The organism is Streptomyces sp. NBC_00045, from assembly GCF_045041095.1.
Lineage (GTDB): Bacteria > Actinomycetota > Actinomycetes > Streptomycetales > Streptomycetaceae > Streptomyces.
Map to the genome: position 1 here is coordinate 764,679 of NZ_CP108271.1, position 19,195 is coordinate 783,873.

Below are 19,195 nucleotides of genomic sequence, written 5' to 3' on the forward strand. Positions count from 1 at the left end.
ACGAACAACAGGAGGGTATTGGGATGCGCATCACCGGATCAACCGTTCTCCTCACCGGGGTCACCGGCGGCATCGGCCTCACGCTGGCCCGCACGCTCGCCGCGAAGGGCGCGAAACTGGTGGTCACCGGGCGTCGCGAGGACGCCCTGAAGGCCGTGGCCGACGAACTCGGAGCGCGGGCCGTCCTCGCCGACCTCGCGGACGCGGCCGATGTCGCACGGCTGGCCGCGGAGTGCGCCGGGACCGACATCCTCATCGCCAATGCCGCCCTCCCGTCGAGCGGCGATCTGCTCGACTACACCCCCGAGCAGATCGACCGGTCCCTCGCCGTGAACCTGCGGGCGCCGATCATGCTGGCACGCTTGCTCGCCCCCCGGATGGTCGATGCGGGTCAGGGCCACATCGCGCTGATCGGCTCGATCTCCGGGAAGGCCGCCACCAAGTCGTCCTCCCTGTACAACGCGACGAAGTTCGGGCTGCGCGGCTTCGCGCTGGCGTTCCGTCAGGACCTGCACGGCACGGGCGTGGGGGTGTCGCTCATCCAGCCGGGATACGTCCGCGACGCCGGCATGTTCGCCGCGACCGGCGCGAAGACCCCCGCCGGCGCACGGACGGTGTCGCCCGTGCAGGTGGCGCGGGGCGTCATCCGGGCCGTCGAGCGCAACCAGTGCGAAGTCAACGTCGCACCCGCCGAGTTGAAGGCGCTCGTCGCGATCGCCGGGCAGTTCCCCGCCTTCTCCGAGCGGGTGCAGAGCCGTGCCGGGGTGGACGGCACGGTGCGCAGCATCGTCGAGGCGCAGCGCAAGAGCCGCTGACCGAGTGGCGGGGCCGCCTCCCGGTCATGTCCGGGCCGGGAGGGCGAGGTCCTTCGCCTCGCTGTGCACGGTCACGTCGCTTCCGTCGACGGAGATCGCCGACGGGGAGAGGCCGAGTGGCAGCTCCGGTATCTTGCGTTCCGCCGCCTTGAGCGCGGCCACGATCCGGGGGTTGGCCGGGTCGAGGGGACGGCCCGCCAGGGAGGCCGCGGTCGGTTCGAGCGTGACGGTGTCACCGGTGAGCGTGAGCGCGGCGGTCACGACGAGCGGTACCCCCATGACGGACCGGGTGATCTCCAACCGCCCGTCGTGCCCGGTCAGCCGGACGTCCGGGCCGCGTTTCGCCCCGAGCGCGTCGAGCGGGACCTTGAACTCGGCCCTCGCCGCGGCCGCCGAGTACCCGCCCGGCTTCTTGGACACGTCGCGCAGGTCGAAGGCGGCGGTGACGGGCAGTCCGTCCCGTGTCTCGGCGCGGCCCTCGACCTCCACTTGCGGGTAGGTGCCGGCCGCCGCGTGCCACAGGAAGGGGAAGCCGTCGATGGAGACGTTCGGCGCCGCCACCAGGGCGCTCTGCCGTGCGGCGATCCGGTCGGCCATGCGGCCCTCGGCGACGCCGGCGGCGACGCGGTCGGCGAGTACGAGGCCGACGAGCAGCCCGCTTGCGCCCGCGAGGGCCCAGCGCCGGGTTCGTCGCGGACGGCTCGCAGCCGTGCCGTGTCCGGCGGCGCGCGCGGGAGCTTCGGACGGAGCGGTGCGGTTCATGCGTTCCTCACGGGTTCGGGTACGGGTGTCTCGTCGCCGCCTTCGATGTGCATCTGCGGCAGCAGCCGGTCGAGCCATCGGGGCATCCACCAGTTGGCCTTGCCGAGCAGGACCATCGTGGTGGGGACGAGGAGCCCGCGGACGACGGTGGCGTCGAGCGCGACCGCGGTGGCGAGGCCGACCCCGAACATCTTGACGACGGGGTCGTCCCACAGGAGGTAGGCGAGGAAGACGCACACCATGATCAGCGCGGCCGAGGTGATGATCCTCCCGGTCCTGCCGAGGCCGGCGATCACCGAGCCGTGGTTGTCCCCGGTCGCCAGCCATGCCTCGCGGACGGCGCTCAGCAGGAAGACCTCGTAGTCCATGGACAGCCCGAACAGGACCGCGAACATCAGCAGCGGTACGTACCCGGGGACCGGCACGGGCCCCGGCAGGTCGAGCGGCGCCGCTCCCCAGCCCCACTGGAAGAGCGCGGTGAGCACACCGTAGGCGGCAGCCACCGAGAGGAGGTTCAGCACGGCCGCCTTGGCGGCGACCAGCGGGGAGCGGAAGGCCAGCAGGAGGAGCAGCGCGGCGATGGCGAGGACGAGCCCGATGACGGCGGGCAGGCGCTGCGCGAGCCGGTCGTTGAGGTCCAGCTGGGTCGCGGGGACGCCGCCGACGTGGGCTTCCCGGCCGGTGTTCCGGGTGACGGGCGGGAGGGTGCTGTCGCGCAGGCGGTGGACCAGGCCGGCGGTGTCCGGATCGCCGGGCGCAGTGGTGGGGGTGACCTGCCAGCGAACGGTCCTGCCGTCGCGGCTCAGCTGCGCCGGTCCGACCGCGGCGACCCCGCTGGTGTCCTTCAGTGCTTCGCCGACGGCCGTGACGGCCGGGTCCGTGGGTCCGGACGCCGGCTTCGGCAGCCGGTCGGTGACCTGGAGCGGTCCGTTGACGCCGGGGCCGAATGCGGCTTCGAGGCGGTCGTAGGCCGTACGGCCGGCCGTCCCGGGGGACTTGTCGCCGCCGTCGAGCTGGCCGAAGGACAGCTGCGCCGCGGCGAGTGCCGGCAGCACGAAGAAGGCGAGGCCCGCCAGCAGGTACCGCCAGGGCCGGTCGGCGACGTGCCGGGCGACGCGCGCCCAGCCGCGCGCCGGCAGCCGGGGGGCCTCCGGCAGGTCGGCGGCGTGCGGGGCGGTCGGGGTGTCCCGTGCGACCAGGGCGTCCCCTGCCACCGGGGCGGGGGCCAGGCGCCGTCCCAGCAGGGAGAGCAGCGCAGGCAGCAGGGTGAGGGTGGCCGCCATGGCGACCAGGACGGCTATGCCGGGTGCGAGCGCCAGTGCCCGGAGCAGGGGCAGGCCGCCGAGGGCCAGACTGGCGAGTGCCGCGATGACCGCGGCGCCAGCGAAGGCCACGGCCTTGCCCGAGGCCCCGGTCGTGAGGGCGGCGGCGTCCTCGATCCCCTTCCCGGTGGCGAGCAGTTCACGGAAGCGCGTGAGACAGAAGAGGCTGTAGTCGATGCCCACACCGAGCCCGATCATCGCGGCAATGGTGGCGCCGGCGGACGGCATGTCCATCAGGTGGCCGGTCAGGCCGATCACCGCGAGCGAGATGCCGACGCCCACGACGGCGACGGCCAGCGGCACCGCGGCCGCGATCGGCTTGCGGAATCCGAGGTACAGGACGGCGAAGGCCGCGACGAGCCCGATGATCTCGCTGCGCCGGGTGGACTTCTTGTCGGCCGCGGCGGCGAGGTTGCCACCGGGCGTGACCTCGATCCCGGCTGCTGCGGCCGGTTCGGCGGCGTCCACGAGGTCGTGGGCGATGTCCGCGGTGATGTCCCGGCCCGCCACGTCCAGTTCGACGGACAGGTAGGCGGTGTGTCCGTCGGGTGCGAGGGCCGCAGCTCCGGCCGGCTCGTACGGGGTGGTGACGGCGACCACGTGGTCGCGCCCGGCCAGGGCACGGGCCGCCTCCTGGACGGCGTCGCGCGCGCGGGCCGAGGTGAGCGGCACGCCGTCCGCGGGGGTGTGCAGGACGAGGGGCTGGCGGCCCGACGCGGAGTCGGCGAAGACGCGGGCGGCGTCCTGCGCGGCCTGACTGTCGCTGCCGGGTATGGAGACCGATTCGGTGGTGGCGCTGCCGAGCACGCCCACCGCCGCGGCCAGGCTCACCAGCAACAGGAGCCAGGCTGCGGCGACCCGCTTCGGTCGACGGGCGCACCAGCGCCCCAGGGTGACGAACATGCGGGCATCATTGCACTCGTAGTGCAATTAATTCAACGCGGGTGGGACGCGGCGAGCACCGGGGCGGGCACTGCGCCCCCATTTGCGACAATGGCGACGAGCGAGGCCGGGAGGGGTCAACGTGCAGCAGTCGGCTCAGCAGCCAGAGGAACGACTCACGGACGGCCGCGCCGAGCGCAGCCGACAGTCCCGCGTGAAGATCGCGGACGCGGTACTGGCCCTGCTCGACGAGGGGGAATCGCACTTCCCCGCGGAACGCGTCGCCGAGCGCGCCGGCGTTTCCCGCCGACTGGTCTTCCACCACTACGCCGACATGTCCCAGCTGGTCGAGACGGCCATCGCGAGGCGCCTGGAGCAGCTGATCGAGCAGATCAGGCCCCTACCGACGGACGGTCCGCGGGCCGCACGGGTCTCGGCGCTCACGGAGCAACGCGCACGGATCCTGGAATGGATCACACCGGCCCAGCTGACCCTGCTGCGCCTGGAGCAGCCCGGTGACCGGATCAGCGAGGTCAAGCGGGAAGTCCTGGACTTCGCACGGGCTCGGCTGGTCGAGATCTTCGGCGAGGAGCTCGACCGGGCGCCCGCCGGGCGCAGGACCGAACTGCTCCACGGGCTGGACGCCGTGACCACGTGGGGCGCCTGGTACCACTGGCGCAGCAGCGGCCTGAGCGTCGAGGCCGCAACCCGGACGATGGAAACGGCCGTGCACGCCCTGCTGGCCACCACGGACACGGCCTAGCCCCGACCCGCTCGCTCCCCGCCGACTCCGACGCCGGCGCCGGCTTCGGCCCGGGACAGCACCAGGACGTCCCGCGATCCGGGCTGCCGGGGCTGCGGGTGGTCGTTCCCGTCGCGCGAGAGTCGCCGGTGCAGGGCGGGGCCGCCCACCGCGATGGCCACGCACAGTAGGGCCGCGGTGATCGGGCTCGGCTCGGGGATCCACAGGCCGAGCAGGCCGTCGACGATCAGGGCCGCGGCGACCAGCAGTACCTTGCCCAGCAGCAGGCCGGAGTGCAGCCGGTGGTCCGCTGGCCGGCCGAGTCGGGCCCGACGGCGCTGGAGCAGGGCCATCGCCGCTCCGGCGCACACGACGAGGGCGAGGACGCGCAGGGCGTGTTCCCAGGCGGTGGTGTCCGAGCCCATGACCCAGACCGCGCCCATCACGATCCCCGCGAGGCCGTACGCCCGGTTTCGGATTCGGGTTCGGCTCTTCGGCATGACTGCCTCCTGCCCCCGGGACATACGGACCACAAACAACTTGCACTTCGAGTGTCATAACCTTGGGTGTCGTCCGTCAAGCCCCTCGAAGCCCCCTTTTTCGTCGACCCGGCCGGGCCGGTCGGCCCGACGGGGTCGGCAGGCGCCGATGCCTGCGCTGCTGGGGGACGGTCGCGGGCGCCGGAGCCCGTCACTGAACGGGCCGCCCGCTTTCGGGCCGCCCGCGGGCTTCGACTAGGGTCGGCAGGGCAGCGACCATGAACCACTTCGACCACGAGGAGCAGCCGTGAGCCGGCCGGCGTCCACCGTTCTGCAGCAGGAGATCGCCCGGGAACTCCAGGTGTCGGAGTCCTTCGACGCACACCGGGAGATCGAGCGCCGGGTGGCCTTCCTGGCGGAAGCCCTCACCTCGACGGGCCTGCGCTCCCTGGTGCTCGGGATCAGCGGCGGAGTGGACTCCACCACGGCCGGACGGCTGTGCCAGCTCGCCGTGGAGCGGGCCCGCGAAGCCGGGCACGGGGCGACGTTCCACGCGATGCGGCTGCCGTACGGTGTCCAGGCCGACGAGAAGGACGCCCAGCTCGCGCTCGGTTTCATCAACGCCGACCGGGTGCTGACGGTGGACGTCAAGCCCGCCAGCGACGCCGCGCTGGAGGCCGCCCTCGCCGGCGGCACCGTCTTCCGGGACGCCCACCACCAGGACTTCGTACAGGGCAACATCAAGGCCCGCCAGCGCATGATCGCCCAGTACGCGGTGGCCGGCGCCCACGACGGCCTGGTCGTCGGTACCGACCACGCGGCGGAGGCGGTGTCCGGCTTCTTCACGAAGTTCGGCGACGGCGCGGCCGACCTGGTCCCGCTGACCGGGCTGACCAAGCGCCGGGTGCGCGCCCTGGCCGACGTCCTGGGCGCCCCCGCCGAGCTGGTCTGGAAGACCCCCACGGCGGACCTGGAGACCCTGGACCCGGGCAAGGCCGACGAGGACGCGCTGGGTGTCACGTACGACGACATCGACGACTTCCTGGAGGGCAAGCCGGTCGACGAGCGCGCCTTCGACACGATCGTCCGCCGCTACCGCCTGACCGAACACAAGCGCCAACTCCCGATCGCCCCGACCCACTGATCGCGGCCGGGGCGGCGCCCCGCGCCGCCCCGTCCCCCACCACGCACTGCTGCGCCTGCGCCTACCGGCGGCTAGGCCGCCAGACCCAGGAACGCGGTTGCGCCGCGGTTGCCCTCGCGCAGGCCTCCGGAACCACGTGCAGCCAAGGCACGGTACGCGCCGCCCCCGACCGGGCAGGTCGGGGGCGGCGCTCCTACGATGGGTGGAGCACCTCGGGGGCTCGGGGACGCTCGTCTCGTCGACCCTGGGCAGAGGTGACCGATCATGGGCCGGTACCACCCGTTCCCCGGACGGCGGCGATCGCGCCGGACGACCGTACCCGCCGTCGCGGCCCTGCTGCTCGCCGCACTGTGCGCGGGCACCGACCCCGCCCGGCCCGCCGCCGCCTGCGCGCGCGAGAACTTCGATCCCGCGACCGTGCAGAAGCTGGACGCGGCGATCACGAAGATCATGAAGGAGGCCGGGGTCCCCGGCGTCAACATCGGCCTCTGGATGCCCGGCCGCGGCGTGTACGAGAAGTCCTTCGGCATCGCGGACAAGCAGACCGGCACGCCCATGAAGTCCGACCTGTACACCCGCATCGGCAGCGTCACCAAGACCTTCACCGTCACCGGGGTCCTCCAGCTGGTCGACCGGGGCGAGGTCCGCCTCGACGACCCCATCTCCCGGTACGTCTCCGGCGTTCCCGGCGGGGGCGCCGTCACGCTCCGCCAGCTGGCGGACATGCGCAGCGGTCTCTTCGACTACACGACGGACGAGGCATGGCTCGCGGGAATGCGCGCCGACCCGCACCGCTCGTACACCCCGCGCCAGCTCCTGGACGTCGCCTTCAGCCATCCCGCGAACTTCAAGCCCGGCGCCAAGTGGCAGTACAGCAACACCAACACCGTCCTGCTCGGGATGCTGGTCGAGAAGGTCAGCGGCCAGGGCCTGGGCGACTACCTCCGCGATCACGTGTTCACGCCGCTGAAGCTGCGCGGCACCTCGCTGCCCGGCGACAGCGCCATGCCCGACCCGCACGCCCACGGGTACACCGATTTCACCCCGAAGGGCGCCGTCGCCGACGCCACCAATTGGAACCCTTCCTGGGCCTGGGCCGCCGGCGGGGTCATCTCCGACCTGAACGACATGCACACCTGGGCCCCCGCGCTCGCGGACGGTCGGCTGCTGACCAGGAAGACGCAGGCGGAGCGGCTCAGGGCACTGCCGATCGGGAACGTTCCCGGCGCCTCGTACGGCCTCGGCATGCTCGACTTCAACGGCTGGCTCGGCCACAACGGCGAGCTGCCCGGCTACGAGACCATCGCCGCCCAGCTCCCCGCAGAGAAGGCCACCCTCGTCGTGTTCGTCAACAGCGACATGGACCACCACGGCAAGAACCTGTCCGGCCTGATCGGGAACGCGGTCACCTCGATCGTGACCCCCGATCACCTCTGGCCCGCGCCGGTGGCCGCTCCGCCGAAGTAGTCCCCGGGTCGGGCCTGCGGTGACGGGGCCGCACGTGGGCGGTGGATGCGGCCCGTGTGACCATGGCCCCTTTGGCACATCCGCACCTCATGGGGGGACCATGCGCACCCGTACCACCTTCCTCTCGACCGGCCTCGCCGCCGCTCTCGCCGCGTTGCTCGTGCTGACCGGCTGCACCACGTCCGGTGACGGCCCGCACGGGAAGGGCGCCAGCAGCGCCGCCGCTCCCGCTCCGGTCGCGCCGGGCGGCGGCGCCGGGTACGAGGGCCCCCGCCCGCAGGACCAGAACCTGCTCGCCTGGACCGGCGACCCCAACGACGCGGGCCACGTCACCGCCCAGTCCGCAGCCGGGGTCGGCGGCCGGGTCACGCTGGTGCGGATCGTGCTGCGCGAGCAGATCACCTGGTCCAACGTCTGGTTGGGGCTGGCCGGCATCGACCCGAACGCCCAGCTCTCCCAGTCCTACCTCGGCGTCTACGACGCCGGCGGCACCCTGCGCGCGTCGACCGCGGACATCTCGCCCCAGCTGATGACCGACGCGATCGCCAAGCCGCTGCCGCTCGCCAAGCCGTTCACCGCAGCCCCCGGCACCTACTTCATCGCCCTGCTCCTCAACGGCACCTGGGCCACCAACGCACTCACCCTCAAGTCCACGGGCGCCGGGATCTCGGTCAACGCGGGCCTGACCCCGCCGAACCTCCGCTACAGCACGGTCCTGACCGGCCAGACCTCCCTGCCGGCCACCGTGAACCTCGCCGAGCAGTCCACCAGCACCATCAACACCGGCTGGGCCAGCCAGTGGTACGCCGTCTCCTGAACCGGCCCACGGCGGCCGCGCCCCGGCCGGCCGCCGCAGCGGGTGCGGGGTGCGCCCGGATGGGGGAAGCTGGGCTGGACCCATGAGGGCGGGACCCGAGCCGCGAGGAGGGCTTCGTGGACGCTTCACAAGAGGGCGGGCTCGCTCCCGCACCCAGAGCCAGGATGCGGACGGTCACCCTGCTGTGCGCGGCCACGGCCCTCGTGGCCGGCGCCGTACCGGCATCCGCGCAGACCCGGGCCGCCCCCCGGGATCCCGACCCGGTCGTGGTCGTCGACTGCTTCTCCCGGGCCCGCGTGCGGCCCGAGGAGTACCTGCTGGCCTGCGGCGACGGAAACAACCGTCTCGTGGGGCTGCGCTGGGACTCCTGGGGCAAGCGGACCGCGACGGCCACCGGCACCGACATGGTGAACGACTGCACCCCGTACTGCGCGGCGGGCCGCTTCCGCCCGTACCCGGTCACGGTGACGCTGAGCCACCCGCAGCGCTGGCCCGAGCACCCCGACGTGCAGCGCTACACCACCATCCGGCTCCTCTACACCGACACCGCGCCGCACCCGGTCCCCAAGGACGTGACGTACAAGCTCGTCTACTGAGCGGGAGCCGGGACGGGAGCCGGGACGCGACCCGGCTCACGTCCCGGCTCGCGAGCCGACGCGACGCCTATGCGTCGCGGCGAGCGGTGATCAGGTAGTCGGCCTCCTCCAACAGCCGTGCCCGCCGCTCGTCTTCCCGGACACTCTCGACCTCTCCCCGCAACGCCAGCTCGCTGCGCAGAACGGTCGCCCGCGGCACCGGGATCCGCTGTCCGGGCTTCTCGGTGAAGGGCTGCAGCTCCGCTGCCGAGACCTGGGCGTCCTGCGACGAGCCGCGGCGGAGCGAGAGGAACACCCGGGCCAGCCAGTCGGCCGGGATCTGGACCATGAGATCAGTCATGTCCGGGAAACGACGGGCCGCCCGCACCGTGACCGCCCCTCCCCCGCCCGGCGCAGCGGCCGGCCGGGCGGGAGGTCAGCCGACCCCCGGCTCGTGACAGGCGGTGGAGATCGCCGACATCCATGCGAAGACCGCCTCGCGCTGATCCGGCGCCAGTCCCGCCTGCAGCTCGGCCTCCCGTCGTCGGACGGCCGGGAGCGCGTCCTCGTAGCGGGTCGCTCCGAGACCGGTGAGGTGCACCTGGTGCGTCCTGCGGTCGGTGGGGTGCGCGGAGCGGGTGATCAGCCCGTCGCGTTCGAGGGCCGCGAGCATCTCGTTGGCGGCCTGGCGGCTGCTCCCGACCGAACGGGCCAGCTGCGCGACCGACATGCCCGGGGACGACTTCACGATCATCAGGGTCGCGAACTGCGGCACGGTGAGGCCGAACTCCTCCAACTCGGCCCCGATCGCGGCCCGCATGCTGAGCCAGGTGTGGCGGACCAGGAAACTCAGCACGCGATCGTGGCTGTTCTCGCCCACGTGACGACCTCCGAACTCAGTTTGATTGACAGGAACTTGACGGGTTTGCCAGGATGGCGCGGCAGAACGTCAGGTACCTGTCGATTCTAGCGCGCGACAGCGCCGAACCCTCCCGAGCCGAAGGCAGTCACGCATGTCATCCGCCATCCACCCGCCGCCATCAAAGCCACAGTCGCAGCCACATCCACCGCGATCCCGTCAGCGGCTCATCCTGGGCGTTCTCGTCTTCGCCCAACTCCTCATCTGGCTCGACGGCACCATCCTGTCCACCGCCTTCGAGACGCTGAGCGACCCCGTGACCGGCCTGGGTGCCACGCCCGGCCAACTCCAGTGGGCCACGGGCGCCTACACGCTGGCCTTCGCCGGGCTGATGTTCACCGGGGGCGCCCTCGGCGACCGGTTCGGCCACCGCACCACCCTGCTCGCGGGCATGGCCCTGTTCGGCGCGGCGTCGGCCTTCGCCGCCTACGCCTCGACGTCCGGCCAACTCGTCGCGGCGCGGGCCGTGATGGGCGCCGGGGCCGCCTTACTCGTCCCGGCCACCATGGCGGTGGTGAGCTGGACGTTCGAGCCCGAGCAGCGACCGGCCGCCTTCGGCACGCTGTCGTCCTTCGCCGGGGTCGGCATCGCCGCGGGGCCGATCCTGGCCGGCGGGCTGCTCGCCCGGTTCTGGTGGGGTTCGGTGTTCCTCGTCAACGTGCCGGTGGTCCTCCTCGGCCTCGGGTTCATCGCGCGGTTCGTGCCGAACTCCCGCAGCCCGCAGGTCCGCCGCCTCGACCCGGCGGGGCTGATCCTGTCGACGGGCGGCCTGGGCCTGCTCGCGTACGGTCTGATCCGCGCCGGGCAGGACGCCTCCTTCACGCAGCCGCGCGTGTGGGGATGCACCGCCGCGGGCATCGCGCTGATCGCGGCGTTCGTCGTCACCGAACTGCGCATCTCCCAACCCAGTTTCGACCCCCGGTTGTTGGCGCAGCGCCGCTTCGCCACCGGGAACATCACTCTGATGACGGTCTTCCTGGCGATGACGGCGGGCTCCTTCTACCTCGCCTTCTACCTGCAGGGCGCGCGCCAGTACTCGGCGTTGGACGCCTCGTTCCTCGGGCTTCCGGGCGCGCTCGGCGTGATCGTCGGCTCGCCGATCGCCGTCCGGCTGACCCGTCGGACGTCGGTCCGCCTCGTCTGCACGACCGCGCTGGGCGTCGCGAGTCTGGCGATGGGCTCCTTGGCCCTGTTCGACGCGACCACGCCGATCGCCTGGTACTCGGTGGTCATGCTGGTGCAGGGCACTTCGATCGGGATGGTGATCGCTCCCGTCACGGGTGCCGTACTGGGCTCCCTGCCCCTGGAGCAGGCCGGCGCGGGCAGCGCGGTCAACAGCACGCTGCGCCAGACCGGCAGCGTGTTGGGGATCGCGGCCGGCGGTACGATCACGTCGCTCGCCTACCGCGCCTCGATCGAAGGCTCGCTGACGGGTCTTCCGGATCCGGTGCAGAGCCAGGCCCGCGTCTCGGCCGAGCTCGCCCGGCACGTGGCCGCCGCGACGCACGACCCCCGGCTGGCCGAAGCGGCCGACGCGGCGTTCATCCACGCCATGCACGTCGGAGCCCTCTGGACCGCGGGATTCGCACTGGTCGGCGCGGCGGTCCTGGCGTTCGGATTCCGCCCGCAGCGCCGCCCCGGGCAGGCGAACGGCCCCCGCCCGACCCTCGCGACGGGCCGGACGGCCTCCTGAACCCGAACCGGAGCGGCGCCGGGCCCGGCCTGATCCGGAAGACGGCCCGGGCTCGGCGCCACGCCCCCGATGGGTGCCGGCGGGCGTGGAGATAACCTGGCACTCATGCGATCGCTGATCACCGCCATCCGCGAACACGACGGGGCCGCCCAGTTCCTCGCCTGGCCGGCGGACTTCGACCTGGACCGGGACGATCACGTCGAGGAGGTCCACCTCGCCTCGGGCGCCGCGCTGGAGGGCTTCGCCGGCGATGGCTGCGGCGGCACCTTCTTCTTCTGCGGAGAAGGCGGCGAGGAACGTCCCGTCCTGTACGCGGACTCCGAAGGGGGCGCCGCGCTGGTCGCGATCGGCTTGCCCGAACTCCTGCGGCTGCTGCTGGTCGTCCCCTGGTGGCGGGACTGCGGCACGTTCACCGTGGAGGAGAGCCGGCAGATAGCGGACGACTACCTGGAGGACATGCCGGACCTGTTCGCGCAACGCGACCGGGCCGCAGCAGCCCTCGGCCTCGAACTTCCCGCCGAGGAGGACGTCCTGGCCCGTCTGCGTGAGGTGGCCGTCGTGGCCGGAGGGGACTTCGTCCTCGTCTTCACACCGGAGGACCAGCCCTACCGGTCCCTCTTCGGGAGTTGAGACGGCGCTCCGGGCCGCGGCCTCGTCCGGCCGCGGCCCGGAGCGGCGCCGCCCGGCTCAGCTCTTCTTGAGCTCGTCGATGCAGAGCACGAACTGCTTGCCCGAGCTGCGCCGGGAGCCCCTCATCTGCTCGTGGTAGCCGATGTCCGACTTGCCCTGGCACTGGCTCGTGTCGAGGGTGTCGGGGATCACCTTGACCACCTTGTAGCGGGCGGTGGCGCCACCGCACTCGACCACCTGGAGGTCGGGGCTCACGGTGGTCCCCTTGTTCGTCAGGCAGTCCCCGACCTCCGCCTTGTCGGCATCGTCCTGGCTGGCGAAGTAGCCCACCACGCACGCGATGACGACGATCACGCCGACGATGATCTTGAGGATCTTCATGACCCCCAGACCCCCGCTCCGGGCGGGCGGCGGGGGCGGGGCGAACTGCTGCTGCGGGAAGGGGTACTGCTGCTGCGGCTGTCCGTAGCCCGGCTGGGGCTGCTGTCCGTAGCCGGGCTGCTGCGGGTGCCCGTATCCCGGCTGGGGCGGGTATCCCTGCGGCGGCTGCTGGGCGTGCGGGACGGGCTGGCCGTAGGGGCCGGGGCCGCCGGGGCCCGGCTGTGGCGGGTAGGTCATGCGGGAAATCCCCCGTAAACGCGTGCGATTACATGTTTGACGTGCGCACGCTATATCAACCCACCGTCACCAGCCGCATCGCGGCGCCGGCCCGGGCAGTGTCAGGAGCCGGCCGCGCGGAAGGCGGTGGCGCGGACGGTGTTGCCGCAGAGCGCGAACTCACTGCCGTCCGCGGGCGCCAGCTGGTAGCGACCGCCGGCGACACCCACCACCATCGTCGGCGCGACGAAGGGGTCGGCGCCGGAGGCGCAGTAGCCGTCCGCCTCACCGAGCACCGGTGTGAACGAGAGCTGCGCGGAGGCCCGGCCTCCGGGCGCCAGCTGCACCGGGGCGGACCGCCCCTGGTTGAGCACCCGTAGGGGCTTGTTCTTGTCCGGCGAGCCCTGGCCCGCGAGGGCCACGCTGGGGAAGCCCGTCAGCACGCACGCCTTCGGACCCTTGTTGGTCACCGTGATCACCGCCCCGGACCCGGTCGACTGCGCACTGGTCGCGGCGATCTGCTTGCTGGTGCACGCGGCCGCCGGGGCGCGTGGGGCGTCCCCGGTGGCAGCTGTCCCGGACCCGGCACCCGCCATCAGGCCCCCGGCGACGAAACCCGCCACGAGCAGTACGGACGAGGCCTTGAGGGCGCCACTTCGCGTTGCGCATTTCATGGGTTGTCCTCCACGGTGAACGGCGCGGATCGCGGGCGGCCCGGAGCCCGGGCCGCCCGCAAGCGCCGGAGCGCTGCCCGGGAGCGTCACAAGGGCGGTCGACGCCTCTGCGCTCGGGGCCTGCCTCCTCCCAGCGTCCCACCAAACCGTCCCGTCGGCCGGTTCACGCCCCGGCGTGGAGGTGGGCCGCCCACAGGAGTGGGGCTCGTCTGCGGTCATGGCCGGGCGGCAGGTCGTCGCCGTCCCGGACCTGTCGGACGGCCGCGTGCAGGGCACGGGCGGCCCGGTCGGGGTCGACGGCCGCCGACTCCGTCCTGAGGCCGTCGTAGAAGGCCCGGGCGATGCCGACGGCGGTCTGGTCGTCGATCTCCCACAGCGTGCCGATGACGTGGGGGAAGCCCGCGAGCTGGAACGCGGAGCTGAGGTCGACGGCCTCGTCGAGGTGGACGGCCTCGTCGAGGAGGTCGGCGGTGTCGGTGGCCGCGGTGCGGCAGGCGGACAGGTAGGCCAGCCTGGCGTGGTCGAGTGCGACGGGGGCGAGGCTCTTGACGGTGAGCGGGTCGTCCGCGTGGTCGTGGAGCAGCAGCCGGCTCCGTGAGGGGTCTGTGGGATCGCTGGTGCCGTGGCAGGCGAAGTGTGCGATCGCGCAGAGCGGCAGGTGTGCCAGTACGTTGGCCTTCGTCGGGTCGGCGGCCGGTGCCGGACCGCTACGTGCGCCGGGCCGGCGGCTCTCCCTGAGGACGATGGGGCGGGGGAAGCGGGCCTCCAGCATCGCGGCCTCGGCGTCAACGAAGCGCAGCCGGCCTCCCCCGGGCAGTCCGGGCGTGGTCGGCATGGCGACGATCAGCGCCCGCCCGGCCGCTGCCGGGTCGTCGCGCCGGTGCCGGCCGCGCTCGCGGGCGTGGCGCAGTGCGCGCACGGTGGGGGTGTAGGAGGAGACGACCCGGTCCATCACCGTGCGCCGGCAGGGGTCGTGCGGCGCGTCGGTGTGGTGGCCGGCGGCGTGCAGCGGGAGGAGGCCCAGCAGTCCGCCCGGCGCCCACCACACACGGGGCAGGTCAGCGGTCCCCCCGGCTTCGGGCGGGGGCGGGCCCGGGAGTCCCAGGGCGTCCAGTACGGGCCCGGCTGCGGCGTCCCACAGCCACTCCAGCACGTCGACGAGCACGGCTTGTGCCTCCACGCTCCCGGCCGGGTCCGCCACGGCCAACGTCGTGTGCAGGGCCTGCCGGAAGGCGTTGACCCGGTCGATCACGGTGGTGCGGTCGAGTCGGGGCAAAGGGAGGCTGCGGATGCCCTCGGAGGTGAGGAGGAGCGCGTCGCTGCGGTGGGTACTGACGTTGAAGACCACGATCGGCCCGTGGACCGCCTCGGCCCTGAGTTCGTCGATGGTGGGCGGAAGGGCGAAGGAGGCGAAGCCCTCCCGGGCACGGATCTCGGCCAGGAGGTCGCTGAACTCCGCCGCCAGCCGGGGCCGTTCGTGCCTCACCGCGTCGTGGCGCGGCAATGGGGGCCCCGCGCCGTCGCCCGGGCCGGCCGCGGTGAGCGGGTTCGGGACCCGGTCGGGGCCGTCCCGCAACTCGGTGAACCGGCGCGCGAGTTCAGGATGGCGTTCGCGCAGCTCGGTGAGGTCGCTGCGGTCGTCCAGCGCCTGGCCTAGCAGTACGGCGCGGCCGACCTCCAACATCCCGAGGGCGCGCTCCGCCCGCTCCTGCGCCGTGCCGCCCGGGGCGGCGAGCGCGAGCGCGGCGGCGGTACCGGTCAGGCCCGCCACGTCGCCGATCGCGTGCTGCCGGTCCGGGCGCTCCGGTCTGCGCTGCGCCGTGCGGGGCAGCAGGCGCACCGCCGTGTCCGCTGCTCGCGCCGCCTCTTCCGCCTTGCCGGACCGCGCCAGCAGACGGGCCGCGGACATCCCCGCGTGGATCCGGACCGGCAGCGGGGACGACTCCGCCGCCGATGCCGTCGACCAGGCCTGCACGGCCGCCTCGCGGTCCGCGGCGGTCCGGTCGCGGTCGAACCGTACGAGCAGTGCGTCTGCGAGATTGTCGAGGTAGGTGGCACGCTCGCAGTGGTCGGCGGGAACGGCCTCCGACGCCAGCCGGCCCGCTGCGATCGCTTCGCCCAGGTCCGTGCGGTCTCCGGTCCGGCCGAAGCGGGTCCTCAGGGCGAGGCCGAGGTGGGACAGGTACCGCGCGCGGTCGGGGTGTTCGGCGGGTACGGCGTCGACCGCCTGCCGATGGCGGTCGACGGCGGCGTTCAGGTCCGCGAGGCCTCCGATCCGCTCGTACCGGGCCCGAAGGCCTCCGCCGAGGTGGGACAGGAACATCGCGCGGTCGGGATGGCCGGGGGCCGCCGCCTGCACGGCGCGGAGCCACGTCTCGATGGCGGCGTCCACGTCTTCGGGGAGGCCGGTCCACAGGAACCGGGCCTGGAGGGCGAGCCCGAGGTTCGACAGGAACGTCGGGAGCCCGGGGTGGCCGGCGGGCGCCGCGTCCACCGCCCGGCGGCCCGCCTCGACGGCCGCGTCGAGGTCCGTGACGGAGCCGGTCCGCTCGGACCTGATCCGCAGCGCGTTGCCGAGGCTGGACAGGCCCTCGGTCCGGCCGGGGTGACCTCCGGGGAACGCGTGCACCGCTTCCCGGTACCCGGCGATGGCGCCGTCCAGATCCGCCACCGCTCCGGCCCGCTCGAACCGGGCGAGCAGCGCTCTCGCGAGGGTCGTCAGGACGAGCCCCTGGTAGAGGCCGTCCTCCGGGGCGGCCTGTGCCGCCTGACGGAGCAGGCCGACCGCGCCGTCGAGATCCGCCGCCGCTCCGGCCCGTTGGGACCGGACGCGCAGTGCGTCTGCGAGGTTGAAGAGGTACATGGCGCGGCCGGGCCCGTCGGGGGCCGTCGACAGCGCCTCGCGGAAGCGGTCGATCGCGGTGTCGAGATCGGCCGGCGGGCCGCCCCGTCCGAACTTGATCCGCAGTACGTTGCCCAACGCGCTCAGGTGGACGGCGCGGTGGGGATGCCCGGCGGGGAGGGCCGCGACGATGCGCTGCCAAAGGTTCGCCACGGCGGCGAGCCGAACGGGGTCGTCCGACTCCCGCAGGTCCGCGAGGAGTTCGAAGGCGTACCCGGCGGCGCTCTCCGCGATGAGGGGCAGCAACGGTACGGGCAGATCGTCGTCGCCGGCGAGGAAACACGCGGTGAGGGCCCCCACGGCGGCGCGCAGATCCGGCTGGCCCCGGTCGTGTCCCTGGCCCTGGCCCTGATCCTGCTCGTGGCTCTGGTCCGCAGGTGCGGGTATCGCCTGGTGGCGGAACCAGTGGAACCAACCCAGCAGATGGCGGACGACGAGGTCGTCCTCGCCGGACAGCAGCTCCGCGAGCCGCTGCGCGTCGTCGAGGGCACCGGCTTCGACCACGGGGGTCAGGTCCCGGTGGAGCACGACCCGCTCCAGCCGTTCCTCCATCGCCTGCACCGCGGCCGGCCGTACGGTGCGCTCTGGGTCCCCCGCATCACTCACGTCGGGTGATGCTAGTGCCACGGTCCTTGCAGCGGCGGGTGGTTCCTCGGATACGCTCCGCGACGGAGACGGCGACGGCGGGCGCCGACCCGGGGGAACGGGGAACACGGCCGAGGTCGACGAGACCACGCGGCAGTTGGGGCTCGTATGCGCGAACGCGGACGCGATCCGCCGGCGCCTGCGCCGCGGTCCGGCCGGTGACGACGCCGTCTTGGCGGGGGTGTTCGCGGCGGCGCGGGGCCGTCGGGAGCGGGAGACGGCGCACGCGGTCGGCGTCGCTGCACTGCGTGCTCCAGGCTCTGGGCGACCCCCAGGGCCTCCACGCGTACAGCGGGAGCGCCGGGTTCATGCCGTCGGCCCGTCCGGTGAAGGGTCCGGCGAGTCGCGCCCGCCGTCCGCGGCATCGGCGGGGCGTGCCGCTGGCCGCGGTACTGGGCGGCGCCGCGGCCATCGGGGCATCGCGCAGGCCCCTCGGCTCCGCCGCGGACGAGCCCGCCGCCCCGTGCAGCGGATCACCTCCCGCCGGCGTGCGTCCGCCGAGGCCTGGCACCGGCACCAGCAGGAAGCCGCGGTCGCCCGCACACGCGGCGCCCGGGCGGCGATGGTCCGGACAAGCCCCGAGCGTGCGGGCCGGCCCACGTGGAGCGGCGACCGCATCCATGCCGCGTCCGTCCGGATCGACCGCGACGTGCGCCCCTACCTCGCCGCGCTGTGACCGCACCTGTGGCTGGTCCTGCCCGACACCACGCGCGGTGAGGTCACCGCCGCCCGTCCGGCCCTCGGCCGGGCCACCGCGCTGACCGCCTGCGCCGTGCTCCACCTGCCGCCCGCGCTGGGGCGGTGGCCGGCTCCCGCCCTGGCGGGCCGCCACCGCCCGCGTTCTGCCGCCTCCACCCACGCCACCCGCTCGGAGCCGCGACGCGCCTGCACGCCCGCGAGCTCGGCGGCCCGCTCGGCCCGGACCTGCCCGGTCCCCTCACCCGTGAGACCGGTGGGACCCTGGGCCTGTACCTGGCGCCGAGCCCACCGCCGCGGCCGCACGGCGGGGACCCGTCACGGGTGGGCCCGTCACGGGTGGGGGATCCGGTCAGACGGTTTCCCTGTCCTTGTGGGCTTCGCGCGCCGCGGAGGCCCGTTCGTCGGCGCCGCCGGGGACGAACACGAGCCGGGCCCCGGAGGACGTCGGGGAATCCCATGCGGTTTCGATCTCGGACATCGGCACGGTGACCACCTCGGTGGTCGGCGCCAGGGCGGGCAGCCGGGCGAGCAGTTCGCGCAGGGCGGCGGCGCGCCGGGCGCCGGAGATCGAGCCGAGCCCGCTGCCGCAGACGCTCACGTCGGCCTTGCGGAACCAGGCGGACGGCACGGTCATGTCGGGCCCGGCCGCGGATCCGACCTGCACCCACCGCAGGGTACGGGTGAGATCGGCACGGTGGCGCAGGATCCCGTCGAGCGCCAGCTCGGCAGGGCGGTCCCACAGGTAGTCGAGCACGATGTCCACGTCCGCGGCAGCCGCACCGAAGGCCGCCGCGATCTCCTCGTCCGAGCCCGTGAGCTGCACCGTCCGGTGAGCGCCCAGAGCTGCCGCGGCCCGCAGCGCCTGCGGATCGCGCCCGGCCGCCACGACCGCGCCCGCGCCCTGGTCGAGGGCGAGTTGGATGGCGGCCCGTCCGGCGTTGCCGGTGGCGCCGAGGACGAGCACCGACTCCCCTTCGCGCAGCCGGCCCCGCTCGCGCAGTGCGATCCAGGCCGAGGAGGCGGGGTTCATGACGGCGGCGACGGTGACCGGATCGAGCCCGCGCGGTACGGGCATGAGTGCGGCGGCCGGTACGGCGACACGCTCGGCCATGGTCCCGTGCGGGGGCTCCAGCACCGGGATGTAGACCAGTTCGCCGGCGGAGGTCCGGCCCACCCCGTCGAACCCGGGGACCAGCGGCAGCGCGTCGCCGCCGGTGTAGTGGCCGCCCGAGGCGAACGAGCGCACCAGCGGGTACAGCGCGGCCGCCAGTACCTCGACGACCACCTCGCCGGACGCGGGGACGGGCTCGGGCACGGACTCGTACCGGGGTGGCTGCCCCAGGGCGTGGACCACGGCTGCGTACATGAACTAGCCCCCAAATGGGTGATGAGGCGGCATGACGGACATTCCGATTGTGACGGCTGCCGGCC

18 protein-coding genes are annotated in these 19,195 nt (G+C 73.6%); 9 read left to right on the forward strand and 9 right to left on the reverse strand.

All coding sequences use genetic code 11. The features are described 5' to 3' along the window. Nucleotides 1-23 precede the first annotated feature (23 nt). On the forward strand, nucleotides 24-815 hold the full coding sequence (locus OHA65_RS03785) for an SDR family NAD(P)-dependent oxidoreductase (RefSeq protein WP_327281638.1): 792 nt from the start codon (nucleotides 24-26) through the stop codon (nucleotides 813-815). A gap of 24 nt (nucleotides 816-839) precedes the next feature. On the opposite strand, the gene OHA65_RS03790 is transcribed toward OHA65_RS03785, so the two are convergent. Together OHA65_RS03790 and OHA65_RS03795 are read right to left on the reverse strand one after the other, a co-directional pair. Then, nucleotides 840-1,577 (reverse strand): DUF2993 domain-containing protein, encoded by a 738-nt coding sequence (locus OHA65_RS03790; protein ID WP_327281639.1) that lies wholly within the window; start codon nucleotides 1,575-1,577, stop codon nucleotides 840-842. Next, nucleotides 1,574-3,802: an MMPL family transporter gene (locus OHA65_RS03795; RefSeq protein ID WP_405761174.1), complete on the reverse strand. Its 2,229-nt coding sequence runs from the start codon at nucleotides 3,800-3,802 to the stop codon at nucleotides 1,574-1,576. The genes OHA65_RS03790 and OHA65_RS03795 overlap by 4 nt, the downstream gene beginning before the upstream one ends. 121 nt (nucleotides 3,803-3,923) lie before the next feature. On the opposite strand from OHA65_RS03795, the gene OHA65_RS03800 reads away from it, so the two are divergent. Continuing rightward, nucleotides 3,924-4,544, forward strand: a complete 621-nt coding sequence (locus tag OHA65_RS03800; protein ID WP_327281641.1) for a TetR/AcrR family transcriptional regulator — start codon at nucleotides 3,924-3,926, stop codon at nucleotides 4,542-4,544. Here the strand turns inward: OHA65_RS03800 and OHA65_RS03805 are convergent. After that, the gene (locus OHA65_RS03805; protein ID WP_327281642.1) at nucleotides 4,541-5,023 is read right to left on the reverse strand and encodes a hypothetical protein; all 483 of its coding nucleotides are present in this window, start codon (nucleotides 5,021-5,023) and stop codon (nucleotides 4,541-4,543) included. The genes OHA65_RS03800 and OHA65_RS03805 overlap by 4 nt on opposite strands. A 286-nt stretch (nucleotides 5,024-5,309) precedes the next feature. On the opposite strand from OHA65_RS03805, the gene nadE reads away from it, so the two are divergent. The 4 genes from nadE to OHA65_RS03825 all read left to right on the forward strand — a co-directional run bounded on the left by nadE (nucleotide 5,310) and on the right by OHA65_RS03825 (nucleotide 9,026). Then, nucleotides 5,310-6,146, forward strand: coding sequence for an ammonia-dependent NAD(+) synthetase (gene nadE, locus OHA65_RS03810; RefSeq protein WP_327281643.1), 837 nt, complete (start codon nucleotides 5,310-5,312; stop codon nucleotides 6,144-6,146). Between the two features lie 264 nt (nucleotides 6,147-6,410). Beyond that, nucleotides 6,411-7,613, forward strand: a complete 1,203-nt coding sequence (locus OHA65_RS03815) for a serine hydrolase domain-containing protein (protein WP_405761177.1) — start codon at nucleotides 6,411-6,413, stop codon at nucleotides 7,611-7,613. 100 nt (nucleotides 7,614-7,713) lie between these two features. Then, on the forward strand, nucleotides 7,714-8,430 hold the full coding sequence (locus tag OHA65_RS03820; RefSeq protein WP_327281645.1) for a hypothetical protein: 717 nt from the start codon (nucleotides 7,714-7,716) through the stop codon (nucleotides 8,428-8,430). A gap of 116 nt (nucleotides 8,431-8,546) precedes the next feature. Further along, nucleotides 8,547-9,026 carry a hypothetical protein gene (locus OHA65_RS03825; protein ID WP_327281646.1) on the forward strand — a complete coding sequence of 160 codons (480 nt, stop codon included), beginning with the start codon at nucleotides 8,547-8,549 and terminating at the stop codon, nucleotides 9,024-9,026. A gap of 67 nt (nucleotides 9,027-9,093) precedes the next feature. Here OHA65_RS03825 and OHA65_RS03830 read toward each other — a convergent pair whose 3' ends face one another. After that, nucleotides 9,094-9,366 carry a hypothetical protein gene (locus OHA65_RS03830; RefSeq protein WP_328761551.1) on the reverse strand — a complete coding sequence of 91 codons (273 nt, stop codon included), beginning with the start codon at nucleotides 9,364-9,366 and terminating at the stop codon, nucleotides 9,094-9,096. 75 nt (nucleotides 9,367-9,441) lie between these two features. Continuing rightward, nucleotides 9,442-9,885, reverse strand: a complete 444-nt coding sequence (locus OHA65_RS03835) for a MarR family transcriptional regulator (protein WP_327281648.1) — start codon at nucleotides 9,883-9,885, stop codon at nucleotides 9,442-9,444. Nucleotides 9,886-10,018: 133 nt separating this feature from the next. Between OHA65_RS03835 and OHA65_RS03840 the strand changes: the two genes are divergently transcribed. Continuing rightward, nucleotides 10,019-11,617, forward strand: a complete 1,599-nt coding sequence (locus OHA65_RS03840; RefSeq protein WP_328761553.1) for an MFS transporter — start codon at nucleotides 10,019-10,021, stop codon at nucleotides 11,615-11,617. A gap of 105 nt (nucleotides 11,618-11,722) precedes the next feature. After that, nucleotides 11,723-12,247, forward strand: coding sequence for a hypothetical protein (locus OHA65_RS03845; protein ID WP_327281650.1), 525 nt, complete (start codon nucleotides 11,723-11,725; stop codon nucleotides 12,245-12,247). A 57-nt stretch (nucleotides 12,248-12,304) separates the two neighbouring features. Here the strand turns inward: OHA65_RS03845 and OHA65_RS03850 are convergent, their stop codons facing one another. From OHA65_RS03850 to OHA65_RS03860, 3 genes are all read right to left on the reverse strand, one after another. After that, complete coding sequence (locus OHA65_RS03850) at nucleotides 12,305-12,865, reverse strand: hypothetical protein (RefSeq protein ID WP_327281651.1); 561 nt, start codon at nucleotides 12,863-12,865, stop codon at nucleotides 12,305-12,307. Nucleotides 12,866-12,966: 101 nt separating this feature from the next. Next, on the reverse strand, nucleotides 12,967-13,518 hold the full coding sequence (locus OHA65_RS03855; protein WP_327281652.1) for a DUF4232 domain-containing protein: 552 nt from the start codon (nucleotides 13,516-13,518) through the stop codon (nucleotides 12,967-12,969). 163 nt (nucleotides 13,519-13,681) lie between these two features. Next, nucleotides 13,682-17,026 (reverse strand): CHAT domain-containing protein, encoded by a 3,345-nt coding sequence (locus OHA65_RS03860; RefSeq protein WP_405761181.1) that lies wholly within the window; start codon nucleotides 17,024-17,026, stop codon nucleotides 13,682-13,684. A 502-nt stretch (nucleotides 17,027-17,528) separates the two neighbouring features. Between OHA65_RS03860 and OHA65_RS03865 the strand changes: the two genes are divergently transcribed. Then, nucleotides 17,529-17,741, forward strand: a complete 213-nt coding sequence (locus tag OHA65_RS03865; protein WP_405761184.1) for a hypothetical protein — start codon at nucleotides 17,529-17,531, stop codon at nucleotides 17,739-17,741. 372 nt (nucleotides 17,742-18,113) lie between these two features. Here the strand turns inward: OHA65_RS03865 and OHA65_RS03870 are convergent, their stop codons facing one another. Next, nucleotides 18,114-19,130: a zinc-binding alcohol dehydrogenase family protein gene (locus tag OHA65_RS03870; protein ID WP_327281654.1), complete on the reverse strand. Its 1,017-nt coding sequence runs from the start codon at nucleotides 19,128-19,130 to the stop codon at nucleotides 18,114-18,116. Nucleotides 19,131-19,195 lie beyond the last annotated feature (65 nt).